This is a genomic window from Terrabacter lapilli, from assembly GCF_039531305.1.
In the GTDB taxonomy this organism is placed as follows: Bacteria; Actinomycetota; Actinomycetes; order Actinomycetales; family Dermatophilaceae; genus Terrabacter; species Terrabacter lapilli.
Map to the genome: position 1 here is coordinate 77,516 of NZ_BAAAPU010000001.1, position 17,826 is coordinate 95,341.

The window sequence follows — 17,826 nt, forward strand, 5'->3', positions numbered from 1 at the left end:
CCGAGCCCGTCAAGTGAGCCCGAAGTGAGCCCCGCGTGAACGACCCCGCCCGTCCCACCCCCTCGGCAGCCGACCTCGACGCGGTCGAGCGCCAGCTGGGCCGACGCCCGCGTGGCGTCGCCGAGGTCGCCCACCGCTGCCCGTGCGGCGAGCCCGACGTGCTGCGTACGCAGCCGCGCCTGCCGGACGGCACGCCCTTCCCGACGACGTACTACGCCACGTGCCCCCGGCTGACCGGCGCCGTCAGCACGCTGGAGACCGCAGGCGTGATGAAGGAGATGACCGAGCGGCTCGCCCGTGACGAGGAGCTGGCCGCGGCGTACGCCAGGGCGCACGAGCACTACCTCGCCCAGCGGGCCGAGCTCGGCGACGTGCCCGAGATCGCGGGCATCTCCGCCGGAGGCATGCCCACGCGCGTGAAGTGCCTCCACGTGCTGGTCGGTCACGCGTTGGCGGCCGGCCCCGGCGTCAACCCGCTCGGCGACGAGGCCCTCGCGATGCTTGACGACTGGTGGCAGCCCACCTCGTGCGCCGCCGTGCACGCCGCCGAGGACGCGGCCGAGGACGCCGCCCGCCCCAGCACCGAGGAGAGCGCCTCGTGAGCGACACCACCGTCCGGGTCGGGGCGATCGACTGCGGCACCAACTCGATCCGCCTGCTCGTCGCCGACGTCGACCCCGCGACCGGGGCGCTCACCGACGTGCTGCGCCGGATGGAGATCGTCCGCCTCGGCCACGGGGTCGACCGCACCGGTGTCATCGCCCCCGAGTCCATGGAGCGGACCCTGGCAGTGACGAGGGAGTATGCCGCCGCGTGCCGCGAGCTCGGCGCCACCCGTGCGCGGTTCGTGGCCACCTCGGCCTCGCGCGACGCGCGCAACGCCGCCGACTTCATCGAGGGCGTGCGGGCGGCCTTCACCGAGCACTTCGGCTCGGAGGTGTCGCCCGAGGTCGTCTCCGGCGACGAGGAGGCGGCCCTGTCCTTCGCCGGGGCGACCGGCGGCCTGGCCGCCCAGGGTGTCGGTGGCCCCTACCTCGTCGTCGACCTCGGCGGTGGCTCGACCGAGCTGGTGCGAGGCACCGACCACGTCGAGGCGGCCCGCTCGGTCGACATCGGCTGCGTGAGGATGACCGAGCGCCACCTCGCGAGCGACCCACCCACCGACGCCGAGATCGCCGCCGCCACCCGTGACATCGACGAGGCGCTCGACCTCGCCGAGTCGGTCGTGCCGATCGAGGGCGTCGCCACGCTCGTCGGCCTCGCCGGCAGCGTCACGACTATCACCGCGCACCTGCTGCGCCTGACGGCATACGAGGCGGACCGCATCCACCTGGCCCGCTCCGCGCCCGCCGACATGGTCGTCGCGTGCGACGACCTGCTCGCGATGACCCGCGCGGACCGCGCCCGGCTGCCCTACATGCACCCGGGGCGCGTCGATGTCATCGGCGCGGGAGCGCTGGTGTGGCAGCGGGTCGTCGAGCGGGTCGTCGGCCGTGCCGGCATCACCGAGGTCATCACGTCCGAGCACGATATCCTCGACGGCATCGCCCTGAGCGTCGCCCGACGGAGCTGACCGCCGCAGGTGGCCTCGCGCCGCCCCTCAGCGCCGGGGGAAGAGAGCGGCGAGCACGGGCTCGTCGGCCTGCTCCTGGGCTCGGCGGCGGTTGGCCCGCAGCCGAGCGGCCATCCACAGCGCCGCCGACACCCCGAGGGCCCACGTCCCGTTGACGACGGTCGCGTCGACGACGCCGTAGGTGACGAAGAAGAGCGTCACGAAGATGATGACCCGCTCCTGCCGGGCGGACAGCCGCACGGCGGCGAGCAGGAGCCCGCCCCACAGGAGGTACCACGGGTGCAGGACCGGACCCGAGGCGCAGAGCGCGAGCAGCGCAGCGGCGGTGGCGAGCACGGGATTGCGCGGCGCCACCCGCCAGGTGACCCAGCCGATCGCAGCGAGGCCGAGGAGCAGCCCGATGGTCTGGGCGATCGGCACCGGTGCGGAGTAGACCCTCTCGGGCATGCCGCCGATCCGCATGAACCACTCGACGGTGCTGCCGACGAAGGTCGGCGGTGAGAGCAGCGAGCGCAGCGTCACGGGCACGGACAGGTTGGGGATCCAGCCCCAGCCCAGGCCGGTGACCTCGGTGATGGCCGCGAAGGTCGCCAGGACGACCGCGCCGTGCACGAGGCCGTGCCGCACCATCGCCCGGAACCGGGCCGTGGCGCCGGGAGCGAGGTCGGCCTGCGCCTGCAGGGCCATGCCGACGACCCCGATGAGGGCCAGGACGGCCGTCTGCTTGTAGGCCGCCGCGGCGGCGATCGTCATCGAGGCCACGACGAGCTGTCCCCGGCTGGCCAGCAGCAGCGCCACCGTCACCAGCGCCACCATGACGGCGTCGCCGTGCGCGCCACCGATGAAGTGCATCATCACGAGCGGGTTGAGCACGCCCAGCCACAGGGCGTGCCGGCCGCTCACGCCGTAGCGCTCGGCGAGGCGGGGGAGGGCGTACGCGAGCACCCCGACCGCGAGCAGCGCGGGCAGGCGCATGGCGACGGCCGAGACGTACGCGTTGTCGGGGAAGAGGCTGACGACGCCGTGCTGGACCTGCAGGGCCAACGGGCCGTAGGGCGCCGGGGTGTCGACCCACATCGGGTCGACCTGGTCGGCGAAGGGACCGGGCACCCAGAAGGGGCCCACGGCATACGGGTCCATCCCGCGGGAGATGATCTTGCCCTGCGCCGCGTAGCTGTACGCGTCACGGCTGAAGAGCGGGGGCGCCAGCATGACGGGCAGGCTCCAGAACAGCCAGGCCATCGACGGCGCCCCGCGACCGTGGGTCGGCCGCATGCGCAGCCAGGCGTCGACGAGCAGGGCCATGCCGACGGCGAGCAGGATGGTGGTCACCACCCGGCCGGCGCCCGTGCCGAGCCACTCGAGCCCGAAGCGCTGGATGAGCGGGGAGGCCGGCTCCTCGAAGGTGTCGGCGGGCAGGAACGCCGGGCTGATCGAGCCGGCGGCCACGAGCGACATGCCCAGCGTGCCGCGACGCACCATGGGGTCGGCCCACGTGCGCTGCAGCGCTGCGACCAGCCGGTCCTTGACGTCCTCCACGCGGGGGTCGAGGCCCCAGGACGTGGGTGGGTGAGCCGTCGTGGTCGCTCCGGCGACACGATGCTCCAGCACCCGCTGCTCCTTCATCTGGTTGGGGTCGCACCGTCTGGTGCGGCCCGATCCGTCGGAGGGCGCGTCGAATGACCCCCTGGACCTCGTTCCTGCAGGTCATTGTAGGTGCAGCGGCTGTGGGCGGGTTGCGCCACGCCCGTTCCGGCAGCACCGGCGTCACCGACGCCGACGACCTACCCGTCTGTTGTACCCCCGGAGGGACTCGAACCCTCACCGTTGGCGATTTTAAGTCGCCTGCCTCTGCCGATTGGGCCACGGGGGCAAGGCGCCCAGTATGCCGGGTGCACCCGCTCTCCCGTGACCGCCGACCGCGCGCGCCGGTCCCGGGAGCTGCCTCGGGAAACGCTCTCGGGAAACGCTCTCGGGAACCTTCGGCCGGGGTGCGTTCGCTTACTCTTGGGGACAGTCGCCACGCCCATGAGCGGGTCGTGGCACCCAGTGCTTTTAGGAGCGCACTCACATGGCAGGTGGAAACCCGGTCTTCGACCGGCTCAACAAGCAGATCGAGAAGGAGCGCTACGCCGGCTTCGGCTCGCCTCAGGGCAGCCCGCAGCAGCCGGCCACCGGCTACGCGACCCAGGACACCCTGACGGCCGGGCAGCTCAACGACCTCTACAACCGGGCGCCGGCCGGTCCGGTCGACACCGGTCGGGTCACGGTCGACGACGTCGTCGTCAAGAGCCTGACGCTCTTCGTCGTCACGGTCGCCGTCGCCGGCGTCTCGTGGTTCTGGACCGAGGCCAACTCCGACATGACGCTGCCGTTCTGGCTCGGCGGCATGTTCGGCACGCTGGTCCTCGGCTTCGTCATCGCCTTCATGAAGAAGGTCTCGGTGCCGCTGCTCATGGCGTACGCGGTGCTGCAGGGTGCCTTCCTCGGCGCCTTCAGCCAGTACATCGCCTCGATCCCGAGGTACGACGGCGTCGTGCAGATGGCAGTGCTGGCCACCCTGTGCGTCTTCGTCGCGATGTACATCGGCTACGCGACGGGCTTCGTGAAGGTCAACGACAAGACGCGGCGCATGTTCTTCTTCGCCCTCGTCGGCTACGGCCTCTTCTCGCTGCTGCAGGTCGTACTGCTCATGACCGGCGTCATCAGCGGCTGGGGCTTCGGCGGCAGCGGTGGCCTGGGCCTCGTCCTGTCGATCATCGGCGTCGGCCTCGCCTCGTACTCCCTGGCCATCGACTTCGACTCGATCGACCGCGCCGTCCAGGTCGGGGCCCCGAGGAAGTACTCCTGGCTGCTGGCCCACGGCCTGATCGTGACCCTGGTCTGGCTCTACATCGAGTTCGTCCGCCTGTTCGCGCGCATGCGCGACTGACACCCGATGACACCTTCGCGCGTGGGTTCGCCGATCCCGCAGGAGGTGTCGGACGAGCTCCGGCGCGTGGTCGAGCGGTGGCACCAGCTGCCGCTCGACCACGCGCTTTCGCGTGTGCCGTCCGTCCAGGCCGTCGTCCAGAGCATGGCCGACCGGGTGGCGGCATCACGGGGTGGCCCTTCCCGGCCGGTGCCCGACCTCGGGCCGGCCGTGGTGATGGACCAGCTGACCGTCATGGTCTTCGACCTCTTCGACGCCCAGCCGGGCAGCGACCCAGCCGCGGTCGCGGACGAGCTGGCCGGCATACGCCGCTCCATTTGACAGGCTGCGCAGGCCGCCGAGTGGTGGCTCGTGCGGTCGCTCTGCGCTCCCGGCGGCGCATCGGTCGCCGAGTGGTGGCTCGTGCGGTCCCCGGTCAGGCGGCGGCCCGACCGGGGAAGTGGCGCCGCCACTCGCCCGAGCCCGCTCTCACGGGCAGGCCCGCCGCGCGCAGCGCGGTCTCGACGCGGTGCACCGTCGTCTCCGGCGTGGTGAAGACGTCACCCGCGATCACGACGAGGAGGCGCCAGCCGTCGCCCTCGAGCTGCTCCCTACGACCCAGGTCGGCAGCCCACTGGTGCTCTCGCTGGATGTGGTGGCGCCCGTCGTACTCCAGGGCCACTCCGACCGCCGGCCACGCGAGGTCCAGGCGGTAGGAGCCGAAGCGGGTGCTCACGGGGTGCTGGAGCACTGGCTCAGGCAACCCGGCGAGGACGACGAGCAGTCGCACCCGCGTCTCCATGGCGGACTCGGCACCCACGCGCACGAGCTCCGCCGCCCGACGTGCGAGCCTTGCCCCGCGACCTCGGTGCCTCGACGCTGCCGTCCGGAGAGCAGCCGGGGAGGTGACCCGTGCGTGGACCAGAGAATCACCGAGCACGACGAGGTCGACCAGGTCGAGGACCGAGGCCAGGTCGAGGAACGTGCGCTCCGGGCTCGTCACGGGCAGGCCACGTCGCGCCGAGGTCGGCGGTACCACACTGGGCCGGTGGGCCCGGACACCGCGGACGTCGACGCGTCGCTGGCCCGGCACGGACACGTGGACGTCAGGGGAGTGCGGCACGACGGCGCCCCAGAGTGCTGCCGCGGTGTGGTGCGAGACGACGGCACCGCCCGGGCAGACGAGCAGGGCTGCGGCGGCCCGGAGCGGCGTCGTGAGCTCGACGTCTGCGGCGACGTAGACCCCGGTGACGACGCGTTGGAAGCGGCGTCCCTCGACCTGCCAGCGCGTCAGACCGGCAGCGCGGGCCTCGGCGAGGGTGAAGGGCCTGCTTCGGTCGAGCGATGCTATGACTGCAGCGTGTCAGTGGCCGGCGAGGGAGACGCCAGCCCGTCCACAGGCCCGTGGTCGCCAGCGGGACCGCGCCGACTGGCGGCGAATGCGGCCGTCCTCACAGTGCGACGCCGCATCAGCCGCCGAGTGGCGGCCGATGCGGCGTCGCAGGGTGTTCAGCTGAGCCGCTCGAAGATGACGGCCATGCCCTGGCCGCCGCCGACGCACATAGTCTCGAGGCCGAACTGCTGGTCGCGCTCGCGGAGGGCGTTGATGATGGTGCCGGTGATCCGCGCGCCCGTCGCGCCGAACGGGTGGCCGATGGCGATGGCGCCGCCGTTGACGTTGAGCTTGTCGTAGTCCATGCCGATCTGGTCGGCCGAGCCGATGACCTGGGCGGCGAAGGCCTCGTTGATCTCGTAGAGGTCCATGTCGCCGATCGACATGCCGGCGCGCTTGAGGGCGAGGTTGCTCGCCTCGACCGGGCCGAGGCCCATGATCTCGGGGGACAGGCCCGTGGCGGCAGTCGAGACGACGCGCGCCAGCGGCTCGAGGCCGAGCTCCTTGGCCTTGGTGTCGCTCATGATGACGAGGGCCGCGGCGCCGTCGTTGAGCGGGCAGCAGTTGCCGGCGGTCACGGTGCCCTGCTGGCGGAACACCGGGTTGAGCCCCTGCACGGCCTCGAGCGTCACGCCGGCGCGCGGTCCGTCGTCCTTGCTCACGACCGTGCCGTCGGGCGTGGTCACGGGCGTGATCTCCCAGTCGAAGAAGCCGCGCCCGATGGCCGCCTCGGCCCGGTTCTGCGACGTGACGCCCCACTCGTCCTGGCGCTCGCGGGAGATGCCGTATGCCGTCGCGACGTTCTCGGCGGTCTGCCCCATCGCGATGTAGATGTCGGGCAGCAGGCCCTGCTCGCGCGGGTCGGTCCACGTCTCGTTGGTCTCGGCGATGCGCTTGGTCCGGGCCTGGGCCTCGGCGAAGCGGCCGTTCTGCTGGTCCTCCTTCGCGCCGCCGGCGCCGGCCCAGTCGGTGTACTGCGAGACGCACTCGACGCCGGCGGAGACGAAGATGTCGCCCTCGCCGGCCTTGATGGCGTGGAAGGCCATCCGGGTCGTCTGGGCCGAGGAGGCGCAGAAGCGGTTGATCGTGGCGGCCGGCGTGGAGTCCATGTCGAGCAGCGTGGCGACGACCTTGGCCATGTTGGAGCCGTGGCGGCCGGAGGGCTCGGCGCAGCCGAGGTAGATGTCCTCGACGAGGCTCTTGTCGAGGGCGGGCACCTTGTCGAGCGCGGCCTGGATGACGGTCGCGGCGAGGTCGTCGGGACGCACCTCCTTGAGCGAGCCCTTGAAGGCCCGGCCGAACGGCGAACGGGCGGTCGAGACGATGACGGCTTCGGTCACGGGGATCTCCTGGTGCGACGTTCGGCCCGGGCGACGGCGCGACGGGCCACTAAGCGCTTGCTCAGTCCCCACGATGGTAGGACGTCCTCGCACCGGTTGGACAGGCCGCCGGGCATGACGTGCGTCTCGGCGTCCCGCCCGCCCGGCTAGGCTGGTCGGGTCGTCGTCGCCGCCCGGTGCCGACACGCGTCCGGGACTCGCGCGGGACTCGCGCAGGACGAGCCCGGTCGACCCGACGACCAGGGGAGCACCATCACATGAAGAACCTCACCATGCGCGCGGTCGCCGTCTCCGGCGCGTGCGCGATCGCCCTCGGCGCCGCCGCGTGCTCGAAGTCCGAGACGCCGACGACCACGGCGAGCAGCTCCTCGGCAGGCGCCGGCGCCGGCCGATCCCCCTCGAGCTCTGCCACGACAGGCTCCGCCTCCACGGACGCGAAGGGCGCACCCCAGGCCGCCGACATCCTCGCCAAGGCGAAGACCCACGCGCTCGCGGCCAGCTCGGGTGCCTTCGCCGGGCAGGTCGACCAGAACGGCAAGACGATCAACATCGACTTCAAGGGCACGAGCGACGGCAAGACCGCCGACATCTCCATCGAGATGGAGGGCGACGGCAAGGCCCGCGTCATCTCCGTGGCCGATGGCGTCTACATCCAGGGCGACGCGACGTTCTGGAAGAAGCAGGGCGCCCCGGCCAAGGTGCAGAACGCCGGCGACAAGTTCATCAAGGCGCCGGCGTCCGCTGCGGCCATGACGCAGAGCCTCAGCCTCAAGTCCTTCCTCCAGAAGGCCTTCGGTGCCGTGACGCCGCAGCAGGTGGCCAAGACGGTCGGGAGCAAGAGCGTCGGCGGCGTCGACTGCTGGGTGATCACCGACAAGAAGGGCGAGGGCGAGGGCGCGCTCTACGTCTCGAAGGACACCTTCCAGGTGGTGCGCTTCACCGGGTCCAAGTCCAACCCGGGCCAGCTCGACTTCTCGGACTGGAACGCCGACCTCGGCATCAAGGCCCCGGCCGCGAGCCAGGTCATCTCCCTCGGCTGATCCGTCGGCTGATCCGCCGGCTGATCCCTCGGGCTGATCACCGGGCCGAGCAGCTCACTGGACCCCGGCCGACGTCACCGAGGGCCGGTCGAGCGCAGGCTCGGCCGGTGGGCCGGCGGCGGCGCCCGACCGCGGCGGGACGGGACGCATCCGGTGCAGCAGCATCGCCCAGCGGCCTCGAGCGCCCCGGGTCCGGCCGCGGACCTCTGCGGGCGCGACCTCGGTGCCGGGACGCGTGACCGCGCGCGTGGCCGCGACCACGAGCGGGCGCACGCCCTCGCCGCGCCAGGCGTTCGGCTCGGTCGGGTGACTGCGCTCACCGAAGAGGTCGAGGGCAGCGCTCACGGTCGGCAGCAGGGCGGCGGCAACCCGCGCGTAGCCGGCCGGGCTCGGGTGGAAGCGGTCCTTGCTGAACATCACGTGCGGCTCGGCGGAGAAGGCCTCGCTCAGCAGGTCGCCCACCGACACCGCACGCCCGCCGGCCTCGACGACCGCCACGGTCTGGGCCGCGGCGAGGTCGCGCGACCACCGTCGGGCGAGCCACCGCAGCGGCTGGGGCAGCGGCTCGAGGGCGCCGAGGTCGGGGCACGTGCCCACGACCACCTCGGCACCGGCCCGGCGGAGCCGGCTCACGGCCTCGCCGAGGTGGCGGACGGCGACGGACGTGTCGATGCGGTGGGTGACATCGTTGGCGCCGACCGAGATGACGGCCAGGTCCGGGGCGGGTACCGCGGCGAGGGCCCGCTCCACCTGCTCGTCGAGGCCGGGCGACTCGGCGCCGATGACGGCGACGTTCGTCAGCTCGACCGGTCGCCCGCTGTAGGAGGAGACGGCGGTCGCGATGGTGGCGCCGATCGTCTCGTGGGCGTGGTCGGCCCCCATCCCCACGCCGGTCGAGTCACCGAGCACGAGGAAGCGCAGGGGAGCGCCCGAGCCCGAGCCGTAGGTCCCGCTGTCCGACGGCGCGCCCTCGAAGCGCTGGCCGACGATCCGTCGTGCCATCAGCGCCTCGGCCCGCAACAGGCCGTAGCCCAGGACGCCGAGCATCCCGAGGCCGGCCACTCCCATGCCGCCGCCGTATGCCGCCGCCTGGGCGATGTTGCGCGCGCGCCGTGCCCGCCCCATGTCGGGGTCTCCCTTCTCACTGCTGAACCGGGGTCTACAACGGTAACCCGCCGGTACCCCGTCCCGTACCCGGTCCGGGCAGGTCGCGGCGAGGCGGCCGGGACGCGCCGGTCGGTCGGTCGGGTGGACGCCTCCTAGGATGAGCGGATGAAGTACGCAGAGAACGTCGCCGACCTCGTCGGCAACACGCCCCTGGTCAAGCTCGGCTCCGTCGTCGCGGACGCGGGGGTGAGGTGCACGGTGCTGGCCAAGGTCGAGTACTTCAACCCCGGCGGCTCGGTGAAGGACCGCATCGCCCTGCGCATGGTCGAGGCGGCCGAGCGCGACGGGCTCCTCAAGCCGGGCGGCACCATCGTCGAGCCGACGAGCGGCAACACGGGTGTCGGCCTGGCCCTCGTGGCCCAGCGCCGCGGCTACAAGTGCGTGTTCGTCTGCCCCGACAAGGTGAGCCAGGACAAGCGCGACGTGCTCAAGGCGTACGGCGCCGAGGTGGTCGTGTGCCCGACCGCCGTGGAGCCCGAGCACCCGGACTCCTACTACTCCGTCTCCGACCGCCTGGTGCGCGAGATCGACGGTGCGTGGAAGCCGAACCAGTACTACAACCCCGAGGGACCCAACAGCCACTACCTGACCACGGGTCCCGAGATCTGGCGCGACACCGACGGCCGCGTCACGCACTTCGTCACGGGCGCCGGCACCGGCGGCACCATCAGCGGGACGGGCCGCTACCTCAAGGAGGTCAGCGACGGCGCCGTGCGCATCATCGCGGCCGACCCCGAGGGATCCGTCTACTCCGGCGGGACCGGCCGGCCCTACCTCGTCGAGGGTGTCGGTGAGGACTTCTGGCCCGGCGCCTACGACCCTTCGGTCGTCGACGACGTCATCGCCGTCAGCGACGCCGACTCCTTCGCCATGACGCGCCGGCTCGCCCGCGAGGAGGGCCTGCTCGTCGGCGGCTCGTGCGGCATGGCGGTCGTCGCGGCCCTGCGGGTGGCCCGGGACCTGCCGGAGGACGCCGTCGTGGTCGTGCTGCTGCCCGACTCGGGCCGGGGCTACATGAGCAAGATCTTCAACGACGAGTGGATGCACTCCTACGGCTTCCTCGACGACCACACCGAGACGACCGTCGGCGCCGTCCTGCGCAACAAGACCGGCGACATGCCGGCGCTCGTGCACACGCACCCCAACGAGACGATCCGCGACGCCGTCCAGATCCTGCGCGAGTACGGCGTCTCGCAGATGCCGGTCGTCAAGGCCGAGCCGCCCGTCATGTCCGGCGAGGTGGCCGGTTCGGTGAGCGAGCGCGTTCTGCTCGAGGCCCTCTTCACCGGCCGGGCCCACCTCGCCGACTCGGTCGAGAAGCACATGGAGCCGGGGCTCCCGCTCGTCGGCGCCGGCTCACCGGTCTCGGCGGCGCGCAAGGAGCTCGAGGACTCCGACGCGGTGCTTGTCGTCGAGGACGGCAAGCCGATCGGGGTCCTCACCCGCGCCGACCTGCTGGGCTTCCTCGCCGAGTGAGGCCAGCGTGACGTCAGGCGCCGCCTGAGACGACGTATGCCGCTGGGCCCGCTTCTCGTGGAAGCGGGCCCAGCGGCATACGTACGGAAGGGCTTGTGGGTCAGGCCTGCTGCTCGGCCTTGGCCTCGGCCTTCTTCGCCTGCTTGAACTCCCGCACCTTGAGCTGCGAGTCGGCGTCGACGACGTCGGCCACGGAGCGGTAGCCGTCCAGGGCGTAGTCGCCTGCCGCGGCCTCCCAGCCCTCGGGGCGCACGCCGAGCTGCTTGGCGAGCAGCGCCACGAAGATCTGCGCCTTCTGCCGCCCGAAGCCCGGCAGCTCCTGCACGCGCCGGAGGAGCTCCTTGCCGCTGCTGGCCTCGGTCCACAGGCGCGTGACGTCGCCGTCGTAGCGGCTCTCGACGAGGGCGGCCAGCTCCTGCAGGCGCGCGGCCATGGAGCCGGGGAAGCGGTGGATCGCCGGCGGGGTGCTGGCCATGGCCTTGAACTCCTCGGGATCCGCTGCGGCGATGGCCGCGGGGTCGAGGGTGCCGAAGCGGCTCAGCACCTTGTAGCCACCGCGGAACGCGTGCTCCATGCCGTACTGCTGGTCGAGCATCATGCCGACGACGACGGCGAAGGGGTGGTCGTCGAGGACCCGGTCGGCGTCGGGGTCACCTGCGATCTGGAAGCCCATGGACGCATGTTCTCACGCGGTTCCCGGCTCGGCGTCGACCCAGGAGGGCTGCCCGGGACCCAGTCGGCCGCCACCCGAGGTCAGGGACGCGACGGTCCGGACCACGTCCTCCATCGCCGCGGGGGAAGCGGCAACGTGGAGCCGGACCCCGTTCGGGAGGTAGTCGACGGTCGTGACATCGACGCCGGCGAGGGCGCGCAGTGCGTGCTCCACCCGTGGTCCGGACGCGTGGTCGAGGTCGACGAGCACGCCTCGCGCAGCTCGCGGGCCACGACGGTGGCGCCGTCGAGGGCGAGCGAGACCGCGTCGCCGTACGCGCGGATGAGTCCGCCCGTCCCGAGCAGGGTGCCTCCGAACCACCGCGTGACGACAGCCACGACGTCGGTCAGCCCGCGACCCCGCAGCACGTCGAGCATGGGCGCGCCTGCGGTGCCCGACGGCTCACCGTCGTCATTGCTGCGCAGCGTCGCACCGTCGGCACCGAGGACGTATGCCGTGCAGTGGTGCCGGGCATCGCGACTGGTCGACCGCACCTGCTCGACGAACGCGCGGGCGGCCTCCTCGGAGGAGGCCGGGGCGACGTCGCAGATGAAACGCGACCGCCTCACCTCCAGCTCGGCCGTGGCGGGAGCCGCCAGGGTCAGGTAGCGCAGCGGCCGCGAAGGCGTCGAGGGCGTCGGCCCGGTCATGCGCCGGCGCTCGTCGGCGCGAGGAGGTGTGCGAGCCCGAGCCCGACGGCGGCGGCCACGAGCGAACCCACGAGGGTGACGGCGGCATACCTCGCTCCGGTGCTGCGGCCCTCCGCGACCCACAGACGGACCGTCTCGACCGAGGCCGTGCTGAAGGTGGTGTAGCCGCCGCAGAAGCCGGTGCCGAGCACTGCGCGCACCGTCGCCGAGGCGGAACCGGCGGAGTCGGCGACCAGCAGCCCGGTCACGAGGCCGAGGACGAGGGAACCGGTGATGTTGATGAGCATGGTTCCCAGCGGGACGCGGAACGGGTTGCGCCGGGCCACGACGGCGTCGACGACGAAGCGGGTGACGGCACCGAGGCCACCGCCGAGCGCGAGCAGCAGCATCATCGGCGCGGCTCCGTCGGTCGGCGCCGCGGCGTGGTGAGGCGGCGCGCGCACCAGTAGCCCGCGGCGGCCGCGCACACCCCGAGCACGATGCTGCCCAGCGCGTAGGCGAGCGCGACGGCGTACGACCCCGGCGACATCCGCTGCACCGTCTCGACCGCGAACGTGCTGTAGGTGGTGAAACCCCCGAGGACGCCGGTCCCCACGGTCAGGCGCGTGCCGCGGCGCCAGCCGGTGTCTCCGCCCGTCCGGGCCAGGACCTCGAGGAGCGCACCGAGCAGCAGCGAGCCGGCGACGTTGATGAGCAACGTGGCCCACGGGATGCCGGCCGGGGCAGCCGGGGCCGCGTTCTCCAGCGCGGCGCGGGCGGCGGTCCCGAGCGTGCCGCCGACGAAGATGAGGGCGAGCAGCCCGGGGTGACGGTGCGCGGCCCCGGCTCTCCGCCGCGTGGCCGAGCTGGGGTGGGGCCGGTCGTTCACTCCCACGGCGCGCGACCCTCCCAGTCCACGACGTTGACCGGCACCACGACGACGGGGCGGTGCTGGCGGTGGGAGAGCTGCATCGACACCGAGCCGTTGACGAAGTCGGTGAGGCGGTGGTGGCGTCGGACGTGCGAGCCGACCACGAACGCCGACGCGTCCACAGCCCGCGCCAGGTGCGTCAGGGCGCGGTCGGGCCGCCCGGCGAGGTAGCGGAAGTGCCACGGAAGGTCCGCCGACGCCATCCACTGCTCGACCTGCTCGACGAGGGCCGCCTCGCGCTCAGGCCAGTCCTCGTCGTCGAGGTCGGGGTCGATGGACAGGTGCGTCACGGTCCCGTCGGGGTGCTCGACGTCGGCGTAGCGGGAGGTGTCGACGTGCGCGAAGTAGATCGCCGGCGCACCGGTGGCGCGGGCCAGGGACACGGCCGTCAGGGCCACGAGCGGAGACTGGTCCGGCACGACGCCGACGACGAGCGGGTGCCCGGTGAAAGCCGTCATCCGGGAGGGGTGCGGTTGGGGTGGCACGTGCTCGCCCATCCTGGGGTCTCCAGACACTCGGTGACGGGCGCGGCGCCAAGGCCTGCCCATCGTCGCGGCACGCGCCGCGGATGAACAGGAACCATCAGCCGGTCGGCGGTTCGGGCACCCGGCAGGTGCCCCGGCGGGATCCATCGCCGACGCCACCATAGCGTGCCACCGCGCCCCGGGACTGCCCCGGGACTGCCGCGGGACTGCCGCGGGACTGCCGCGGACGGGCTGTCGAGGGCCGGCGGGCGGCCTCGTGGCGGCGCGGTGTCCACGTCCTCACGGGGTGAGGTAGCGCTCCACGACGATGTCGACGAGCTCGTCCGGCGGCGGCTCTCCGGGAACGAGCAGGGGCGGCGTCACGACGTCGGCTCCCGAACGTGCGGCGAGGTCGGCGAAGAAGCCCGGCGCGAGCAGGTAGGTGGCCACGACCACCCGCTGACCCGAGACCTTCTGTGCGGCAACGGCGTCCGCCAGCTTGGGCTCTGACGCGGAGAGGAACCCTGCGGTGACCGGTCGACCCAGGGCTCGCGACAGCGCGGCCGCGACGGCGCGGCAGTCCTCGACGGCGGACGGCTGCGAGGAGCCGGCCGCGGCGAGGACCACGACGTCGTCGCCTCGCAGGCCCGCAGCCACGAGGCGTCGACGGAGCAGCTCGGCGAGGCGGTCGTCCGGGCCCAGCGCAGGAGCGACGGTCGTGCCGGGCACCGCCTCCGCGGCCCGGGTCAGGTCGACGAAGACGTGGTAGCCGGCCGAGAGCAGCAGGGGCACCAGCCGGGCCGGGGCGGGCCCCGACAGCGAGGCGAGCACCGCAGCCGGTTCGGGTGGCTGCACGTCGACGAAGGAGGCCCGCACGGTCAGGTCGGGCCGGCGCGCCGCCACGGCGGCGACGAGGCCGCCGACTGCGGAGCGGCCGGCAGGCGACGATGTGCCGTGCGCGGTCGCCACGAGCACGGGCGAAGGGCTGGACATGCCGCCACTCTCTCAGGTCGCGCGGGCCGCGCGTCGAGGGCGGCCACGAGGTGAGGCGGGCGCGGACCGCACCGTACGCGTACGGTCGGGTGAGCGGTCTGTTACCGCCGGATCGCGGGACCGAAACGCGGGGGAAACATGCCTTTCCTACCGTGGGCGGACGTGGACGCGAGCTGCGACGGGAGATCGCCGTGCTGATCGAGACCGACCTCACGGGGCTGCCCGTGCTCGTCGTGGGGCCCGCAGAGCTGGTCGGAGCGGTCGCGCGGCGCTACCGGCGCGCCGGCGCCGTCGTGGACGTCATCACCGCACCCGACGGGCTGACGCCGGAGCTGCGTGACCGGGTACGCCTCGCCGTGCTCGTCGGAACCGCCTCGACGTGGAGCGGAGTGCGTGAGGCCCTCGCCGGGCGGTGCCCGGTCGTGAGGGAGCCGGCGGCTGAGGTCACGCGCGGTCGCGTCGCCCTGGTGGGCGCGGGCCCCGGCGGCGTGGACCTGCTCACGGTCGCGGCGGTCCGCGCGCTGTCGGACGCCGACGTCGTGCTCACAGACCGGCTCGCCGAGGTCGGTGACCTCGGCGCTCTGGCCCCGGGCGCGGAGATCATCGACGTCGGCAAGCGAGCCGGCCACCATGCGGTGCCGCAGTCCGAGATCGAGCGGATCATGGTGCAACGAGCGCTCAGCGGCCTGACGGTCGTCCGCCTCAAGGGTGGCGACCCGTACGTCTTCGGGCGCGGCGGCGAGGAGGTCGCGGCCGCGGTGGCGGCCGGCCTGCCGGTGACGGTCGTCCCGGGGATCTCGTCGGCGGTCGCTGTGCCCGGGAGTGCCGGCATACCGGTCACGCACCGCGAGGTGAGCCACGTCTTCACCGTGGTCTCCGGGCACGTGCCGCTCGATCCGCGCCGGGCGGAGGCGCTGGTCCACCTGGGCGGCACCCTCGTCTTCCTCATGGGCATGCACAACCTCGTGCCCCTCACAACGGCCCTGGTGCGGGCCGGGCTGCCCGAGGAGACGCCGGCCGCCGTGGTCGAGCGCGGCTTCACCCCCGACCAGCGCAGCATCGTCGGCACCGCCGCCACGCTGCCGGACCTGGTCGCGTCTGCCGGCGCCGCCTCGCCGTCGGTCATCGTGGTCGGCGAGGTCGTCCGGCAGTCGGAGGTGTGGGAGCGGCGGAGTGACAGCCACGGCGTGCGCTCGGGGCCGGTGGGAGTGGCATGAACGAGACCTCCCCGGAGACCAGGCCCGCGCTGCCCGGCGGGACCGGCCGACGGGACCACCCGCCTACCGCCTGGTCGGCCCAGCTGTCGGGCCCCGACTCCGATGCGGCGCGTCCCGTGCCGACCGGTCCGGTGCTCGAGGGCTTCCGGATCGCCGTCACGTCCGACCGGCGGTCGGACGACCTCATCGACGCCTTCGCGCGACGCGGTGCCGAGGTGCTCCATGCGCCTGCCGTACGCATCGCGCCCGTCGAGGAGGACGAGATCCTCATCGGCGACACCCGAGCAGTCATCGACTGCCGTCCCGACGTCGTGGTGGTCACGACCGCCTACGGCTTCCGGCGCTGGGTCGAGGCCGCGGACGCCGCGGGACTGGGGGAGGAGCTGGCTCGCACGCTCGACCGCGCGCGCATCATCGTGCGCGGACCGAAGGCCCGGGGGGCTGTCCGCGCCGCAGGTCACGACGACGACGGCATCGCCGAGGACGAGCGGACCGCCTCCACCATCGGCCTCGCGATCGAGGGTGGGGTGGACGGCAGGATCGTGGCGGTGCAGCTGCACGGTCACGAGGACGTCGAGCAGCTCGCGCGCCTCCGGTCGGCCGGGGCGTCGGTGCTGACGGTCGCGCCCTACCGGTGGGTGCGGCCCACCGACGAGAGCCGGCTGGGTCGTCTCATCGCCGCCGTGGCCGCTCGGGAGGTCGATGTCGTGACGTTCACCTCGGCGCCTGCCGTGGACGGGCTCGTCTCTGCCGCAGCGCAGCTCGGCATGGACGGCGTCCTGGTCGACGCCCTGCGGGACGGTGTGACGGCCGCCGCGGTCGGCCCGGTCACCGCGGCGCCGCTGCTCGACCTCGGCGTGACGCCGATCGTGCCGGAGCGGTTCCGGATGGGTGCGCTGATCCGCACCGTGATCGAGCACCTGACCCTCAACGGGGTGCGCGAGGTGCAGACCGCCCTGGGGCCGCTCGTCGTGCACGGACGGCTGGTGTCGTTCGGCGGCGAGACGGTGGCGCTGGCCCGTGGCCCCCGCGCCATGCTCGCCGCGCTGCTGTCAGAGCCGGGAGCCGTGCTCAGCCGCGAGCGACTGCTCGACGTGCTGCCGGAGGCCGAGAACGAGCACGCGCTCGACATGGCCGTGAGCCGGCTGCGCTCCGCGCTTCCCGACCGCAACCTGGTGCAGACGGTCGTCCGCCGCGGCTACCGCCTCAACGTCTGAACGCCTCCCCTCTCAACCGTCGAGAGGCCACGTTGCGCCGCCCCCCAACCGTCGAAAGGCCACGGTTGGTCGCCCCCCAACCGTCGAAAGGCCACGTTGCGTCGCCTTGCAACCGTCGAAAGGCCACGTTGCGTCGCCTTCGAACGGTCGAAGGGCCGATCTTGGCGGGGCTGAAGATGGCCTTTCGATGTCGATCGACCGGCACGACGTGGCCTTTCGACGTCGGTTGAGCGGCAGAACGTGGCCTTTCGACGTCGATTGAGCGGCACGACGTGGCCTCTCGACGGTTCTAGGGGAGGGGGAGGCCGACCCGGACGACGCCGTGCTGGACGCGGACGGCATACGTCGGCAGGGCGACGTCCGGGTCGTCGAGCGCCACGCCGGTGCGCAGCGAGAAGACCTGCTTGAGCAGCGGGGAGGCGACGGTGGGCTCGCCCCGGCGGTCGCCGGTGAGGCCCCGGGAGAGCACGGCCGCGCCGGTGTAGGGGTCCAGGTTGTCGACGGCGTAGACCATGCCGTTGGGCAGCAGGAAGAGCGCCGCCTGCGCCCCGCCGGGCAGGAGCACGGCCACCCCGCGGCCGGGCACGAGCCGGTTCACGGGGCAGGCCGGCACCCAGTGCCGCGCGCCCGGAGCCGGGAGGATGCCCGGCCGGACCACTGGCCGGACGACGGCCCGGACGACGGGGAGGGGCGCTGGGAGGGCGTCGACGGGCGAGCTGTCGATTGACGCGGAGGTGAGCGTGGTCATGACGAGTTCCTCTCG

The 17,826-nt window shown here is 73.0% G+C and carries 19 protein-coding genes, 1 tRNA gene and 1 riboswitch; of the genes, 8 read left to right on the forward strand and 12 right to left on the reverse strand.

The window, feature by feature from the left end; genetic code table 11:
• Nucleotides 1-35: 35 nt before the first annotated feature.
• Both ABD241_RS00315 and ABD241_RS00320 read left to right on the forward strand, forming a co-directional pair.
• Nucleotides 36-602 carry a DUF501 domain-containing protein gene (locus tag ABD241_RS00315; protein WP_344057274.1) on the forward strand — a complete coding sequence of 189 codons (567 nt, stop codon included), beginning with the start codon at nucleotides 36-38 and terminating at the stop codon, nucleotides 600-602.
• The gene (locus ABD241_RS00320; RefSeq protein ID WP_344057275.1) at nucleotides 599-1,573 is read left to right on the forward strand and encodes a Ppx/GppA phosphatase family protein; all 975 of its coding nucleotides are present in this window, start codon (nucleotides 599-601) and stop codon (nucleotides 1,571-1,573) included. The genes ABD241_RS00315 and ABD241_RS00320 overlap by 4 nt, the downstream gene beginning before the upstream one ends.
• A gap of 27 nt (nucleotides 1,574-1,600) precedes the next feature.
• On the opposite strand, the gene mptB is transcribed toward ABD241_RS00320, so the two are convergent.
• Complete coding sequence (mptB, locus tag ABD241_RS00325) at nucleotides 1,601-3,184, reverse strand: polyprenol phosphomannose-dependent alpha 1,6 mannosyltransferase MptB (protein ID WP_344057276.1); 1,584 nt, start codon at nucleotides 3,182-3,184, stop codon at nucleotides 1,601-1,603.
• Between the two features lie 187 nt (nucleotides 3,185-3,371).
• Nucleotides 3,372-3,446: transfer RNA gene (locus ABD241_RS00330), tRNA-Leu, on the reverse strand.
• 198 nt (nucleotides 3,447-3,644) lie between these two features.
• Here ABD241_RS00330 and ABD241_RS00335 point away from each other — a divergent pair.
• Nucleotides 3,645-4,505: a Bax inhibitor-1/YccA family protein gene (locus ABD241_RS00335; RefSeq protein ID WP_344057277.1), complete on the forward strand. Its 861-nt coding sequence runs from the start codon at nucleotides 3,645-3,647 to the stop codon at nucleotides 4,503-4,505.
• Nucleotides 4,506-4,526: 21 nt separating this feature from the next.
• Entirely contained in the window at nucleotides 4,527-4,826 is a 300-nt protein-coding gene (locus ABD241_RS00340; protein WP_344057278.1) for a hypothetical protein, read from the forward strand.
• A 94-nt stretch (nucleotides 4,827-4,920) separates the two neighbouring features.
• Here ABD241_RS00340 and ABD241_RS00345 read toward each other — a convergent pair whose 3' ends face one another.
• Both ABD241_RS00345 and ABD241_RS00350 read right to left on the reverse strand, forming a co-directional pair.
• Nucleotides 4,921-5,487 (reverse strand): hypothetical protein, encoded by a 567-nt coding sequence (locus ABD241_RS00345; RefSeq protein WP_344057279.1) that lies wholly within the window; start codon nucleotides 5,485-5,487, stop codon nucleotides 4,921-4,923.
• A gap of 506 nt (nucleotides 5,488-5,993) precedes the next feature.
• Nucleotides 5,994-7,217, reverse strand: a complete 1,224-nt coding sequence (locus ABD241_RS00350; RefSeq protein WP_344057280.1) for an acetyl-CoA C-acetyltransferase — start codon at nucleotides 7,215-7,217, stop codon at nucleotides 5,994-5,996.
• A gap of 257 nt (nucleotides 7,218-7,474) precedes the next feature.
• Here ABD241_RS00350 and ABD241_RS00355 point away from each other — a divergent pair, with 257 nt between their 5' ends.
• The gene (locus tag ABD241_RS00355; protein ID WP_344057281.1) at nucleotides 7,475-8,257 is read left to right on the forward strand and encodes a LolA-like protein; all 783 of its coding nucleotides are present in this window, start codon (nucleotides 7,475-7,477) and stop codon (nucleotides 8,255-8,257) included.
• Nucleotides 8,258-8,311: 54 nt separating this feature from the next.
• Here the strand turns inward: ABD241_RS00355 and ABD241_RS00360 are convergent, their stop codons facing one another.
• The gene (locus ABD241_RS00360; protein ID WP_344057282.1) at nucleotides 8,312-9,382 is read right to left on the reverse strand and encodes an SGNH/GDSL hydrolase family protein; all 1,071 of its coding nucleotides are present in this window, start codon (nucleotides 9,380-9,382) and stop codon (nucleotides 8,312-8,314) included.
• A 147-nt stretch (nucleotides 9,383-9,529) separates the two neighbouring features.
• Here ABD241_RS00360 and ABD241_RS00365 point away from each other — a divergent pair, with 147 nt between their 5' ends.
• The gene (locus tag ABD241_RS00365; RefSeq protein WP_344057283.1) at nucleotides 9,530-10,900 is read left to right on the forward strand and encodes a cystathionine beta-synthase; all 1,371 of its coding nucleotides are present in this window, start codon (nucleotides 9,530-9,532) and stop codon (nucleotides 10,898-10,900) included.
• A gap of 100 nt (nucleotides 10,901-11,000) precedes the next feature.
• Here ABD241_RS00365 and ABD241_RS00370 read toward each other — a convergent pair whose 3' ends face one another.
• From ABD241_RS00370 to ABD241_RS00395, 6 genes are all read right to left on the reverse strand, one after another.
• Entirely contained in the window at nucleotides 11,001-11,573 is a 573-nt protein-coding gene (locus ABD241_RS00370) for an HhH-GPD-type base excision DNA repair protein (RefSeq protein WP_344057284.1), read from the reverse strand.
• An 80-nt stretch (nucleotides 11,574-11,653) separates the two neighbouring features.
• Nucleotides 11,654-12,262, reverse strand: a complete 609-nt coding sequence (locus ABD241_RS00375; protein WP_344057285.1) for an IMPACT family protein — start codon at nucleotides 12,260-12,262, stop codon at nucleotides 11,654-11,656.
• Nucleotides 12,259-12,654, reverse strand: coding sequence for a fluoride efflux transporter CrcB (gene crcB, locus ABD241_RS00380; RefSeq protein WP_344057286.1), 396 nt, complete (start codon nucleotides 12,652-12,654; stop codon nucleotides 12,259-12,261). Before crcB ends, ABD241_RS00375 begins: the two co-directional genes overlap by 4 nt.
• A complete protein-coding gene (locus tag ABD241_RS00385; RefSeq protein WP_344057287.1) occupies nucleotides 12,651-13,136 on the reverse strand; it encodes a fluoride efflux transporter FluC in 486 nt (161 codons plus the stop codon). Before ABD241_RS00385 ends, crcB begins: the two co-directional genes overlap by 4 nt.
• Nucleotides 13,127-13,630 (reverse strand): universal stress protein, encoded by a 504-nt coding sequence (locus ABD241_RS00390; RefSeq protein ID WP_344057288.1) that lies wholly within the window; start codon nucleotides 13,628-13,630, stop codon nucleotides 13,127-13,129. The genes ABD241_RS00385 and ABD241_RS00390 overlap by 10 nt, the downstream gene beginning before the upstream one ends.
• Nucleotides 13,631-13,738: 108 nt before the next feature.
• Nucleotides 13,739-13,817, reverse strand: a riboswitch (Fluoride riboswitch).
• 119 nt (nucleotides 13,818-13,936) lie between these two features.
• Nucleotides 13,937-14,629, reverse strand: a complete 693-nt coding sequence (locus tag ABD241_RS00395) for a sirohydrochlorin chelatase (protein ID WP_344057289.1) — start codon at nucleotides 14,627-14,629, stop codon at nucleotides 13,937-13,939.
• 191 nt (nucleotides 14,630-14,820) lie between these two features.
• Between ABD241_RS00395 and cobA the strand changes: the two genes are divergently transcribed.
• Both cobA and ABD241_RS00405 read left to right on the forward strand, forming a co-directional pair.
• Entirely contained in the window at nucleotides 14,821-15,846 is a 1,026-nt protein-coding gene (gene cobA / locus ABD241_RS00400; RefSeq protein ID WP_344057290.1) for a uroporphyrinogen-III C-methyltransferase, read from the forward strand.
• Complete coding sequence (locus tag ABD241_RS00405; protein ID WP_344057291.1) at nucleotides 15,843-17,063, forward strand: uroporphyrinogen-III synthase; 1,221 nt, start codon at nucleotides 15,843-15,845, stop codon at nucleotides 17,061-17,063. Before cobA ends, ABD241_RS00405 begins: the two co-directional genes overlap by 4 nt.
• A 289-nt stretch (nucleotides 17,064-17,352) precedes the next feature.
• Here the strand turns inward: ABD241_RS00405 and nirD are convergent, their stop codons facing one another.
• Entirely contained in the window at nucleotides 17,353-17,811 is a 459-nt protein-coding gene (gene nirD, locus ABD241_RS00410; protein ID WP_344057292.1) for a nitrite reductase small subunit NirD, read from the reverse strand.
• Between the last annotated feature and the right edge of the window lie 15 nt (nucleotides 17,812-17,826).